The following is a 13,356-nucleotide window of genomic DNA, read 5'->3' as shown; positions in this document are numbered from 1 at the left end:
CTAAGCACAACCGATTTCCTCAAATTGGTTGATTTTATTCTATTAAATACTCTTTTTCGCCAAATACCAATCGACTTTTTCTAAGGAGTCATCACTAAGTCTTTCATTTAATTCATCCAAGGTTTTTGGAGGAGACACAATTACTTTATCTCCCTTTTTCCAATCTAATGGCATAGCTACTTTGTACTTATCAGACGTCTGCAATGCTTCTAATGCTCTTAGAATTTCATCCATGTTTCTACCTACATTTAAAGGATAATACATAACCAATCGTATCTTTTTTTCCGGGTCGATAAAAAACACGGCACGAACAGCAGCTGTTTCACTTTCATTGGGTTGTAACATTCCATAAAGCTTTGATACTTTCATATCCAAATCTGCTATAATCGGGAAGTCAAAATAGACACCTGTATTCTCTCTCACATTTTGGACCCAACCTAAATGGGCGTGAATGCTATCTATACTTAAACCTAAAAGTTCTGTATTCAAAGCAACAAATTCGGATTTCCTTTGTGCAAATCCACTCATCTCTGTGGTGCAAACAGGAGTAAAATCAGCAGGGTGTGAAAACATCACCACCCATTTATCTTTAGCAAATTCTGAAAATTTAATTTTCCTTTTGTTGTCACTGCCTCAAAATCCGGGGCTTTATCTCCAATTCTTGGCATTGTTACAACTTGATCCTTCATTTCACTGATATTTTCCATGATTGTATATTTTTAGTTTCCCCTTTTACTTCTTCAATTCAAATGTACCACTTAGTCCACTTGCGAAAAGTGACATCTGTTACATTAAAGGATCTTTAAATACAATTTTATTAAGAGCATGTAGGTATAGTTTTAACTATCGACAATATTTGTATATAACCAGGTTATAGCCTTACCTCTACATACATTAAATACCAGGTAATTGCAGGTTGTTTTGCCAATGAACTAAAAATCCCCAACAACAAACCCAGTGCAGCTCTTGAAATTTTAACCAAAACTTCCAGTAGTAACCCGAGGAATAGAAAATGACATTCGTTCCAATTAGCTTCACTAATCAGTACCCATGAAACCCATCTAAATCTTTATAGCTTAATAATACTTTCTGTGGTCATCTTGCCTGTGAAGCCTAACAAATCCCAAAAACCCCATAGGGGTGCCATTTTTGTAGCCAAGGCTGTCATGCCTTGGTCAAAACCATAAGCACAACCCGGTTTTGGCGGTATTGTTGCTTTTTTTCTGCAACAATGCTGATAAAATCATTTAATGTGTATTTCCTGAACCACCGTTACAGCTCTGTTATATTTCGCCATGTCGGCTTGTTTTTTATTTTATTTTGAGCCCTGAAAGGGTGATATCTACCAGCGATGGGTGAAGCCCATCGTTATAAGACATACGATTTTACAAGCCCTGACGGCGCGATATAATTTCCTCTTTGCACTTTCCCTTTAAATAGGATGGACAACCCTCAGAGCTTGGGATTTACCCCCTATTTTTATCGCCCTTACAGGAAAATGGCACTCAAACCATAGGTATTACACCCTTTCAGGGCTTGGTTATAAATCATTGACACTTAACACAGGGCTTCACCCTGTGCTTTGATATATCGCCCTTTCAGGGCTTGGGTACTTTGAAACACCTAAGAAACTTTCTTCCTGTATTCAATATTTCCGTAGGATCTGAAAAGATGAAAATATCAAAGCCATGGGTGCATGCTAGTAATAAGAAAAAAGTAAGATACGATTTTGGCATTACTCCCTTTGATAATATTGACGGCAAAACTTAACAAATCCCAAAACCCCATAGGGGTGCCATTTTTGTAGCCAAGGCTGTAAAGCCTTGGTCCATAACGATAAGCAAAACCCGATTTTGGCGGTATTGTTGCTTTTTTTTCTGAAACAATACCGCCAAAATCACTAACGTAAACCTTTAAGCGATGGAAAATAGCTGTTAAAAAAAGGATAATAATTACCCTTAAAACCCCTAACCAAGTCCCTTACAAAAATTCAATAAAAGTGTGTGAGTTTGGCCCCTGAGCCTGTCGAAGGGTGTCGATGGATCAGAATGCTTGTCTATTAGCCAACTGTTTTTCTCCGTTTATACCTAGCCTTTAGTTGCTTACCTGTTTGTCAATTGAAATTGTATTTACAATTTAGTTAACTAAAAGAGAACTGTTTGTCTTTTTAATTCTATGCAATTTTTCAATGGCGCTTTTAAAGCCTTATCTAATTTCGATAAAATCAGCATTTAAAATATTTCAATAGTATTCGTACTAAAAATCATAAGTAAAAGTATTTGAAGGTAGATTTTTCATATTAAATTCTGTTACAACTTTTACCCAATATTTGTTAACTCCGATGTATACTCTAGTGGGTACTTTAATACCATCAACTTCTTTGTAATTTTCGAAATAATTCCAGCCTTCTTTATTACTCGGACTCCAGGCCTTAATAATTTTCAATAAATGGGTTTCTACATCGAAATACGCATACCCAGTCCTCCAACCAAAATATGCGTTATAGGTTTGATAAGTAATTTTGTGATATTTTATTTTTTCTATCGTTTCAAATCCTAAATAACTCACCTCTTTTATAAACTTGGAGGTTTTGTAATTCTCAAAAGAAAATAATCCATCTTTATTTTCAAATTCTTTCTCAACATGCTCTAAGGAAGGATAGCTGACGCCCCCAGGAAACGATCTACGAATAGATCTAGCTCCTTTTCCATCATAAAAAATCTTTTGAAGTTTTAGAAGGTTACCATCTTTGTCATATGCTTTAAATAAACTAGAAGAAAAAATTGATTTTTCTACTCGCATTTCGGTAGTATTCATCTCAAAGTCATTCAAACCAGATACTTCAAATACTGATAGGTCTTGATTAATTTCCGGTGTCATAGTATAATTTGTGCTTTTTATATTTTTCAAATTAACCATCCCTCCGATTGCCCTATGGTAGTTATCAATTATCTCAACAGCCTTTTCTAATTGAGCCAATTTAGTCTCTGTCTCTTTTAACCTTTTATTTCTGGCTTCCAATTCTGCTTTCAATCTGTCCACTTCAATTTGATTCAGAATAGTGTTCTTTCTCGCTAAAAGGTAATTATTAATTAAAACAATCATTTGGTCTTCCTTATTTGTATTTGATAAGTACTTAGACTCGATATCGTTTATTTGATTGGGCGTTTTAGCATTGGCAATTTTATTGCTTACGTTTTCTTTTAAATCAGAAACAATTTTGGTCTTACCAATTACCACATCCTGATACAGGATATTTACGCTATTATAATTCTGATACTTGGAATATAAGTTCTCGAAATTTTTAAAAAAAGAATTAATATTTACGAGCCCGATCTCACCAGAACCAATTTGTCGTAAACGATTGCTTTCATTTTGCATTAAAACTTCAAGTACGGCACTTTTTTTATCGCTTAAAATTGTAGTGACCACTTTTCTAGTATCATCATTGGCTTGGGCATACATTTTTTGATTTAATTGTTTGAAATTTTCTAAATCATTGAGAGTATTCAGGTTACCTTCCCTAAGTGTATACTGATTGGCCGATTGTAAAAGTGACTTGTTAGCAATAGTGCTTTCATTCTCCAAAATTAATTTTAAAAAATGATCAACCTCTGATGGCATTAGGCTGTTAAAGCTAGTATTAGCTAATTTTTTGTATCGAATAAGCTCATCATAGGAAACATCTCCAGATTCAAATTTATTCACTATCCTATTGTATTCTCCTCGAAGATTATTTATCTCACCGCTCTTTTTCTTAACCTGATTAAATGCTATTTCATTACTTAAAGGACTCAAACCAAAATGGGTAATCCATCCAATATTTTTTAAGTTTTGATACTTATTTTTAGATCTGCAGTTCCTTAGCTTTTTCCAAGTTTTTACACCTGAGTTGAAACTTAATTTTTCAAAAGATTTATTTGAAAATGGAATAAAATATTTGTCGGAATATAAATTATATAGTATTCTATTACTGGTTTTACCTCCTGAATTGATGGTATTCGTGTCGACATTAGGGAATTCGTTAGTAATTAGAATATCCCATTCTTCTATGGAGCTACAAGATTGAGCATCAGCACTATAAAAGGATAAACATATCGTGATGATTAGTAGAAGTGTTCTTCTCATATTTTAATAATTTTTTTGAAAATCAATATTTTCAAAAAGTTGGTAACAACCGTAAACACCTACGTTTTAGCCGTGGATTTCCTTAAATACGCGCTATATATCCGGATTTTTCAGTTTGTATTTTTTAAATTAATGATTCCAGACAAGGAATACCTATTAAATACTGCATTTTTAATGAAACTTTCTGAAAAACAAACCGAAAAGCTATAGAATGGTCCGCTTCTGGGAAATAGATAAGAATATCATTTGGTTAATGCGCTATTTTTTCTGGGAGTTTACCAATGCATTTTAATTCTAAAAAAAGTGAGAATATCTACCGGATTAAGCTCATCTAACACTTTATACCTTAACATTACTTCTTATGCCTATGCAAACGGCAAAACTTAAGGAATTCCAAAACCCCAAAGGGGTGCCATTTTTGTAGCCAAGGCTGTGAAGCCTTGGTCGAAACGATCAGCACAACGCGATTTTGGCGGTATTGTTGCTTTTTTTACTGCAACAATGCTGACAAAATCATTTAATGTGTATTTCCTAAACCACGGTTACAACTCTGTTATATTTCGCCATGTAGGCTTGTTTTTTATTTTTATTTTGAGCCCTGAAAGGGTGATATCTACCAGCGATGGGTGAAGCCCATCGTTAAAAGACATACTGATTTTACAAGCACTGACGGGGCGATATAATTTCCTCTTTGCACTTATCCCTTTAATTAGGATGGACAACCCTCAGAGCTTGGAATTTACCCCCTATTTTTATCGTCCTTACAGGAAAATGGCACTCACACCATAGGTATTACACCCTTTCAGGGCTTGGGTACTTTGAAACACCTAAGAAACTTTCTTCCTGTATTCAATATTTCCGTAGGATCTGAAAAGATGAAAATATCAAAGCCATGGGTGCATGCTAGTAGTAAGAAAAAAGTAAGATACGATTTTGGCAATACTCCCTTTGATAATATAGACGGCAAAACTTAACAAATCCCAAAACCCCATAGGGGTGCCATTTTTGTAGCCAAGGCTGTCAAGCCTTGGTAAAAACGATAAGTACAACCCGATTTTGGCGGTATTGTTGCTTTTTTTCTGCAACAATGCTGACAAAATCACTTTCGTAAACTTTTACTTGATGGAAAATAGCTGCTATAAAAAAAGGGATAACCATTATCCATAAAACCCCAATAATCAAGACCCTTACAGTGATTCAATGAACTTGTAACCTGAGCCTGTCTAAGGATCAAACCAGGCTAAGCCAGCCGTCAGAATGCTTAATTTTTATGCTTTCGCTTTTTTATTCAGATTTGATTCAACTTAAATTTTGGTCAAATATTACTATTTATCTCTTACAAACTTCACGCTTTTTATCAATCCATCTTTGACTTTATAAATAGAAATATACTTTGTCTCAATTCCTTTTTCCGTAACGATTTCGTGATTAATAACATAGTTACCGTTATTCATTTGACTAACGATTTCAACCTTTATCGATTTGGTAGCAAACTTTGGTTCAAAAATAGAAATTATGTTATCTGTTCCTATCCCTAATAATTTATCAGGATAAGTGTATATTTCAACATCATTGGCATAAAGTTTTATAAATTCAGAAAAGTTGTGTTGATTGTATAAATCCATACGATTATTAACAACTTCTAAAGGTGTCAGATTAAAATTTTGACTTCGAGTTTGCTCTTTTTCTGTTTTGTCAGAATTGCATCCGAGTAGCAGAGTTACGATCAGAATGGAAAAGATCAATTTTTTCATAAATAGTTGTTTCTTAGTGAAGTATAATATCTGTATACACCCACATTCTAGCCTTAGAGCTTTGTATATACGTACTATAAATCAGGGGATTACAGTCTGTTTCTCTCTCAAATTAAGAATTCCGAACAAGGAATCCAGTGCAGCTCCTAAATTTATAACGAAAACAATCAAAAGTAACCCGAGAAATAAACAAAGTACCATCCATTCCAATTGTCTTACCTGAACCACTAATATGAGTCCGTGAATCCCATCTAACACAATATAGCATAACATTACTTTCTATGGCGGTCCTGACGGCAAAACTTAACAAATCCCAAAACCCCATAGTGGTGTCATTTTTGTAGCCAAGGCTGTCAAGCCTTGGTCGAAACGATCAGCACAACCCGATTTTGGCGGTATTGTTGCTTTTTTTCTGCAACAATGCTGACAAAATCATTTAATGTGTATTTCCTGAACCACGGTTACAACTCTGTTATATTTCGCCATGTCGGCTTGTTTTTTATTTTATTTTGAGCCCTGAAAGGGTGATATCTACCAGCGATGGGTGAAGCCCATCGTTATGAGACATACGATTTTACAAGCCCTGACGGGGCGATATAATTTCCTCTTTGCACTTTCCCTTTAATTAGGATGGACAACCCTCAGAGCTTGGAATTTACCCCCTATTTTATCGCCATTACAGGAAATGGCACTCACACCATAGGTATTACACCCTTTCAGGGCTTGGTTATAAATCATTGATCCTTAACACAGGGCTTCACCCTGTGCTTTGATATATCGCCCTTTCAGGGCTTGGGTACTTTGAAACACCTAAGAAACTTTCTTCCTGTATTCAATATTTCCGTAGGATTTGTAAAGATGAAAATATCAAAGCCATGGGTGCATGCTAGTAGTAAGAAAAAAGTAAGATACGATTTTGGCATTACTCCCTTTGATAATATTGACGGCAAAACTTAACAAATCCCCAAACCCCATAGGGGTGTCATTTTTGTAGCCAAGGCTGTAAAGCCTTGGTAAAAACAAGGAGGACAACAAGATTTTGGCGGTATTGTTGCTTTTTTTTCTGCAACAATACCGCCAAAATCACACCCTCAGCGAAGAGGATAAGAGTAGAAAGGATGAAGGTGCTACAGCTTCTTTATTGTTAGGTGGACTCCTTTTTTGCATCAAATTCTATTCGGAATATCCATTCTTTCAAGGACGATTCGGTCGATTTTTAGAAGTTCCCCATCTACTTTATAGACTATGAAATGAGCATTAATTTTAATCATTCTGTGGTTAGGATTTATGCTAAAAATTTGCCTTCCAAGTTCCGGGTTAATACAAATGTTATTGATTTGGGTAATTATCTGCTTGTTTTAAAGACCAGTTTGTAAATGTATATTCCCAAATGTTTTCTAAATCATTATTTGCTAATCTACTTAATTGGAATTTCAATTTCATTTCGAATGTTTTGCATGCATTCTTTCTAAGAATTCTTTGGGATCAAAATCAGTGATATAGCCACTATTTTCTCCTGCTTCAATTGCATTTCTTAAAGCATTTATTTTTTGCTCTTCTTCATCGATTTTACGTAATCCTGCTCTAATTACTTCACTCGCCGATGCATATCTTCCCGAAGCAATACTTTTCTCTATTATGGTTTCAAAGTGCTCACCTAAAGTAATTGAAGTATTTTTTGCCATTTCCTATTCCTACTATTTTATTTTTCAATATACCAATTATTGGTATTGATGTCAACATTGTCCTGATTTTTATCAGTTAAGTAAGATTTCTTGAAATTACTATCGGTTTCAACCTTCTGGACTCCAAATAACATTTGTATAAAACTAAATTTTAGCAGAGGACATGCCTATAATCGCACTAATTATCAGGCAATTTCAGTTTTAGGCTTCCAAATTTTGAATCCCCGACAAGAAATCCAGATGAGCCAATAAAATCTTAAGAAAAACTGGCAAAAGTAACGCAAGAAATAAAGAAAGTGGCAATTAAATAAGCTTTAATACGTCCCTTGTCAATGTCTATAAATCCCTTCAAACGTTTTTAAAGCTTAACATTTCTTTCGGTGGCAATCTATACGCTTAAACTTAACGAATCTCAAAACCCCATAGGGGTGTCATTTTTGTAGCCAAGGCTGTGAAGCCTTGGTCCAAAACGATAAGCACAACCCGATTTTGGCGGTATTGTTGCTTTTTTTTCTGCAACAATGCTGACAAAATCACTTCCGTAAACCTTTAAGCGATGAAAAATAGCTGCTATAAATAAAGGAATAACCAGGATCCATAGTTCACAAATAATCCGGACCCTTACAGTGATTCAATGAGCTTGTCCCCTGAGCCTGTCGAAGGGATAAACCAGGCTATTCCAGTTGTCAGAATGCTTGATTTTTGGCCCACATTTTTTTATTTCTTTTTTCAATCAAAATAATACCCTGTGTCTATAATTGTATTTCCATGTAGCCTTTCAACCGTTAAGTACCATTCAGAGTAATTATGGCCTTTAAAAGCAATGTAAATTCTGTCGTTATCAAGGTCAAGGTCGTAGTTCTTAGATACTATCATTTGTTCTAATTCTTGATAGTCTGAATCGTCCAATATTCGTTTGCTTATCCATTTAGCTTCACCAAGCCAATGGTCAATATTATCGATTGAATGATCATCATTTAATTTGACTAGTTTTCCTGAAATGCCAAAGTGATAACAACCTCCTCTTTGAGCATACAACGTGTCACCGTTTTGGAGAAGAATGGTTGCTGTTTTTGTTGAATCATTCCATGTGTAATTTTTAAATTCCGGAATGTGCTGAATGAACTCGTCCGATTGTGTGGTTAGATCAAAAATGCAATCGTCTTCGGTCTCCTTTTCCGAGATGTTATTTGATTCTTGATTTGTCGATTGCATTCCACTTTCTGGTGAATGTTCAGACTCATTAAATACTAAAGTTTCGTTTCTGCTCGCTTTTTTAGAGCAACTAATTTGAAGTCCCAGGATTAGAATGATTAGTATTCTCAGTTTCATTTTACGAAAATGTGGTAACGTTCTGGCTAAACTTCGTTTCATCGATGGGTCCATAAGCTTTAGATTAAGCTTTTAAAATTACTAGATTGCTTAGTTATTCCCCCCCGTTTTTACTTTCCTTTATTTCCTTCAAACAATCAACAAGTTCATTTTTTTCAAATTCCCAATTTGATTTTTCAATTCTTTCGTTAATGAATTCCTCTACACCATAACAATTGAGATTGGCAAGACTTCCTGAATTACATTCGATTGAATCTTTATTTTGAGGTTCATAATTTGATTTTATCCAATTCAATATCTTAAGGCTGGTTTCCTCACTAAGCCCTTCCTCATTGAAACATTGATATGAAATCAAGTTGTTTATCTCTTCCGCAGCTTGCGCTTGAGAAATTGTATTGTCATTTTCTAATATCTCAATCAATTGAATCAAATACTGGTTCAATTCTTTGAGACCAAGAACAGAAGGAAGGGATTGTATGTCGTTAATATTTCTTAATTTCATTTCCAAATGTTTTGTAAAGTAGAGCCTGAAAATCTAGGTTATTAGTACTTTCAAATATAATGAGCTATGCAATGCCAATAGCGGAAAGCAAGCTGAGATTGATTCCCATCCAGGTTACAATGAATTAATGTGTTATCTTACAAAATTTTAGTTTAATTGATTAGGGGTTGCTTCTAAAAGGGTAATGAAGTTATTCTAGAATAAATATCATTTTCTTCATTTATAGATTTAATTGTATTTTCATTATCTGAATAATAAATTATTGAGCCATCGACCCAAATAAATTTACCTATCGTATTAAAATTACTACCAGAATCATACATTTCTTGACCTAATTCAAAATCTTCTCCATTAATTCTGAAAGTCGATTTCTCAGTTTTATAAAAAATTGGTTTTTCCCCTTCAATTTTTAAAAGTCGATTTGATATACCTTCCAGTGCATTTAGAACTAAATTCGACTCTTTAGATAATTCAAATGACTCAGGGTATGAAGCAGGTTTAATCGACAACAATTGTAGTACAGAATTTATTTCGTCGTCTCCCGCATGGAAAGTTTCTTTGAGAGCATTGGAAATCATATCAATTTTATTTTGCACTTCATCAATTCTCAAACTCTCGTCGTAATCTATTGTTCTTAATCCTTGTATATCGAATACTCTCGAGGTTCTATTGTCCTTTATTAACGTTGTTTTTTATTGAATGCCTGCCTAATACCTAATTCATACATTACATTAGGATTTTTAGCACTTAAATCAGCGAGAACTATATCAGAATCCAAAATCTTTCTTATTATATCAATTACAATATAATTTGTTTTAACTTCATCATCCGCCCTTATAGGTTTAAATCCAGCTCTTTCGCATGCTGGAACAATTAAATGCTTGTAAACACGTGAAAAATGTCCTTTTTCATATCCTTCTTGGTCAGAAATAGGCATTATTATAAAACATACTTTTTCTTTTCCCATATTCTTTTTCAAAATACCCACATCACTTAAGCGCCAATTTTTAGAAGTACACAAAACAACTATTACTAAAGCTTATACAATTACTTAATTTTATATTGAGCTTTTCTTTTTCTTGTAAAACACTCCTTTATACTGCCTCTCCGACGGGTAAATAAAAAAGGAGTGGAACAATCTTTCCCGATTAAATTGTTAACCGTTGTTGGGAAGTCAGTAAATAACCCTGAATAAAGGTTCCGAAAATACGGGAAAGGCCATACCTCCTAAATGACGCCTTGCGTCCAGTCAATAAACAGGTAACCACTAAACTCGTAATGATAGTCATAATTCAACCACTTTTACAGAATGAAGCACTTTCTGGACACATCATCAGAGGTTCATTTGCATTTATCTCCTTTATCATTACCTGACTACGTTCTTGACGTGGCCTTTTCCATAACGCTCAATACCTTGACTCTTTACCAAAGCACCTTATGGTGTTTTGGTGCTTCCCCTGTAGAACAACACCGTTGGGTCGGTTCCACCATCTTATAAATAGTTGCGTAACCATTTTTTAGCCGATCGTTACTCTCGAAACATATATGAAAAGTAGGTGCTTTGGAAGCACTAAACCTTCGGTTAAGCACATAGTATGATACGAGTTAAAAGCATTGAGTTTAGTATTAACGTGCCTATTTTAAACATACATTATTATGCCCTATCCATTTTTTATCATATCATCCGCTTTTAGTTTATTTCAAATATTTTAGTTCTTATTTATTCCAAGATAAATTCTGCGCATATTTTGTATGGGGCGCAATCTCAAAAAGTTGATCTTTTGTACGTTCGTCATGCCCCAACCTTTGAATTAGATAATCATCTACCCATACGTATTCAGCCGTATTGCCTCGCTTTTGCAGTTCTTCTAAAACAGGTTTCTGTTCATCATTTACTACAAGATCATAAACTTCAAACAAGAACAAACCCTTTCCTCCACTATCCATATTAATAATTGGAGATTGAACTGTTCCTTTAAACTTATAATCGATATATCTAAATGGTTTCCAAGGTAAAATATCTGTTGATATAAGTTCTTCACAAAATTCTCTCCAAGGGGAAATTTCTCTATCTTCTTTAGATTTAAACCATTCTAAAAACTCGATAATATGCACTCCTTTAACATAAACCCTTAAATCACTTTTAGCAATCCCATGTTCTGTCTCGACTAATTTATCAGGTTTTACACCAAGTTTTTCAAATACTTTATCAGCTCCTGGCAACGTTTTAAAAGCACCACCTACTGGTTGATAATAGTCCCTTCTACGACTCTTCACTAATAAAAATTTCCCATTAATATTTATCCTAAATAAGTATGCAATGGATAATCTAACATCTATCTTTCTTAAAAGAAATTGTGTTTGAATGTAGAACCAAAATCGATTAATATTTTGAAGAAACTGCAAAATCCCAAAAAGTAATATTCCGCCAACTATTTCAATTGAAATATTAAAGAAAGTTTGAGAGAAAGAATCATCGGAATCTGGCGGAAAAATAGTCCTATATAGGATAAAACCTCCAAATATTATAAGTACAATTATATTTGATTGTCGAGTTGTCATACAATTTTAGGACTTGGTTTAATTTTTTTTATGGTTTCACACAAAATCTGGAAAGTAAGAGGTGTGTCAGGAAAACACGAAGCTATTGTCTCTGGCAGAATTTTCAATCTAATATCCGAAAATGAATGGCCTAAATTATCGTTTTTCTCTGGACTTGTTAAATCAGCAAGTTCTTGTAAATCCTGATTGCTAAACTCAATTCCTGTTAAACTTTTTTCAAAAAGGTCTTTACGCTCTTGCTCATTTGGTCTTTCAAATTCTAAAATTACTGCTGCTCTTCTAATTATGGCCTCATCAATAAAATGAAGTCTGTTTGTGGACATGAAAATAACAGCTCTGCCTTTTAAGTCTCGTATTTCATCGATTTTTTGTATTAAAGTATTTACAGCGGCTTTCTCTTCTTGATGCATTTGCATTGTTGATCGAGTTGTAGCAATGGCATCTGCTTCGTCTATAAATAAGAATGCTAATCTCTTTTTTCCTGCCTGCTTTTTTAATTCTGCAAATGCATCATTCACTAAATTACCCATTTGCCCGTGAAGTCCTTCACCTCTTACTCTAGTGCTTAGTTTTAGAAAAAAACCTTCTTTCTTTAATTCTCTAACCATTTTATCGGCGATTGCTTCGGCAGAAACAGTTTTACCTGTACCTGCATCACCTGCTAAAATAATCAAGGGATAACGTTCTGTGAGTTGTTCGATTATTGGCAACTCAATTTTATGGTGCTTTTTGCTCCAAGTCTTCAAACCTTCTTGGTCAAGAAGTAACTTAAGATTCCCATATATCCTTTGGAACTTTGCATCAAATCCGATTAGGTTGGCTGTTCTTTCTTTTATACCTGCATTTGGAAGGTCAATTGTATTATCAAATATTGAAGCCATTATTTAAAGTTTTCTTTTTTAAGTTCATATCCTTTACTTGCATACAATTGAGCATCATCTTTAGATAAGTGATTGTAAGAGTTATCAAAATCTAATCGACCCCAACTACACCTAAAATTGTTTGCTTTCAAAAATTCATTTCTTTGTTCATCTGTAAGGCTTGTCCATTTTTTAGTAAAGGTTACAACAGCCCTTAATTCTGTATTAGGTAAATTTTGCCAATCATTATTGTTGCCCGCTCTGTCGCTTTGATTGGCTTTGCCATTTTCATCCACTCTGTATCTTACTGCTTTTATTGGTTTTTTATTAGAGTCAATTAATGCAATATCAACATAATCTAGATTTTTAGTTTCAGCCCATATTAAAATGTCATTTATAAATGATTCTACTTCGGTCATGGTTCTTTTGCCTGTTCTAGTAGCAATCATTCTGAAATCAGCACTGAAACCTTCAAAGGTTTTTCTAATATCTGTGACAGTATAAGTTCCTGTGTTAGTATAAGTATTGTACAT

General features: G+C 34.1%; 12 protein-coding genes. All 12 read right to left on the bottom strand.

Going from position 1 to position 13,356, the window contains the following annotated elements:
- Positions 1–42: 42 nt before the first annotated feature.
- On the bottom strand, positions 43–573 hold the full coding sequence (locus ADICYQ_RS02830; RefSeq protein WP_020890817.1) for a peroxiredoxin: 531 nt from the start codon (positions 571–573) through the stop codon (positions 43–45).
- A complete protein-coding gene (locus tag ADICYQ_RS29225; RefSeq protein ID WP_020890816.1) occupies positions 573–707 on the bottom strand; it encodes an Alkyl hydroperoxide reductase subunit C-like protein in 135 nt (44 codons plus the stop codon). The genes ADICYQ_RS02830 and ADICYQ_RS29225 overlap by 1 nt, the downstream gene beginning before the upstream one ends.
- Before the next feature lie 1,549 nt (positions 708–2,256).
- The gene (locus tag ADICYQ_RS02825) at positions 2,257–4,128 is read right to left on the bottom strand and encodes a hypothetical protein (protein ID WP_020890813.1); all 1,872 of its coding nucleotides are present in this window, start codon (positions 4,126–4,128) and stop codon (positions 2,257–2,259) included.
- A gap of 1,325 nt (positions 4,129–5,453) precedes the next feature.
- Positions 5,454–5,882 carry a nuclear transport factor 2 family protein gene (locus ADICYQ_RS02810; protein ID WP_040414218.1) on the bottom strand — a complete coding sequence of 143 codons (429 nt, stop codon included), beginning with the start codon at positions 5,880–5,882 and terminating at the stop codon, positions 5,454–5,456.
- Between the two features lie 1,439 nt (positions 5,883–7,321).
- Positions 7,322–7,567 carry a type II toxin-antitoxin system ParD family antitoxin gene (locus ADICYQ_RS02800; RefSeq protein WP_020890805.1) on the bottom strand — a complete coding sequence of 82 codons (246 nt, stop codon included), beginning with the start codon at positions 7,565–7,567 and terminating at the stop codon, positions 7,322–7,324.
- 729 nt (positions 7,568–8,296) lie between these two features.
- The gene (locus tag ADICYQ_RS02795; protein WP_146948708.1) at positions 8,297–8,782 is read right to left on the bottom strand and encodes a hypothetical protein; all 486 of its coding nucleotides are present in this window, start codon (positions 8,780–8,782) and stop codon (positions 8,297–8,299) included.
- Between the two features lie 211 nt (positions 8,783–8,993).
- A complete protein-coding gene (locus ADICYQ_RS02790; protein WP_020890801.1) occupies positions 8,994–9,401 on the bottom strand; it encodes a hypothetical protein in 408 nt (135 codons plus the stop codon).
- A 173-nt stretch (positions 9,402–9,574) separates the two neighbouring features.
- Positions 9,575–10,012: a hypothetical protein gene (locus ADICYQ_RS25690; RefSeq protein ID WP_051160097.1), complete on the bottom strand. Its 438-nt coding sequence runs from the start codon at positions 10,010–10,012 to the stop codon at positions 9,575–9,577.
- 68 nt (positions 10,013–10,080) lie between these two features.
- Positions 10,081–10,422 carry a hypothetical protein gene (locus tag ADICYQ_RS25685; RefSeq protein WP_161625567.1) on the bottom strand — a complete coding sequence of 114 codons (342 nt, stop codon included), beginning with the start codon at positions 10,420–10,422 and terminating at the stop codon, positions 10,081–10,083.
- Between the two features lie 695 nt (positions 10,423–11,117).
- Positions 11,118–11,963, bottom strand: a complete 846-nt coding sequence (locus ADICYQ_RS02780; RefSeq protein WP_020890798.1) for an SMODS-associated NUDIX domain-containing protein — start codon at positions 11,961–11,963, stop codon at positions 11,118–11,120.
- Entirely contained in the window at positions 11,960–12,844 is an 885-nt protein-coding gene (locus ADICYQ_RS02775) for an ATP-binding protein (RefSeq protein ID WP_020890797.1), read from the bottom strand. The genes ADICYQ_RS02780 and ADICYQ_RS02775 overlap by 4 nt, the downstream gene beginning before the upstream one ends.
- Entirely contained in the window at positions 12,844–13,356 is a 513-nt protein-coding gene (locus ADICYQ_RS02770) for an HORMA-1 domain-containing protein (protein ID WP_020890796.1), read from the bottom strand. The genes ADICYQ_RS02775 and ADICYQ_RS02770 overlap by 1 nt, the downstream gene beginning before the upstream one ends.

This window comes from Cyclobacterium qasimii M12-11B, from assembly GCF_000427295.1.
In the GTDB taxonomy this organism is placed as follows: domain Bacteria; phylum Bacteroidota; class Bacteroidia; order Cytophagales; family Cyclobacteriaceae; genus Cyclobacterium; species Cyclobacterium qasimii.
The sequence above is the reverse complement of the archived record's forward strand: the minus strand, read 5'-3'. Positions and strand labels throughout refer to the sequence as shown.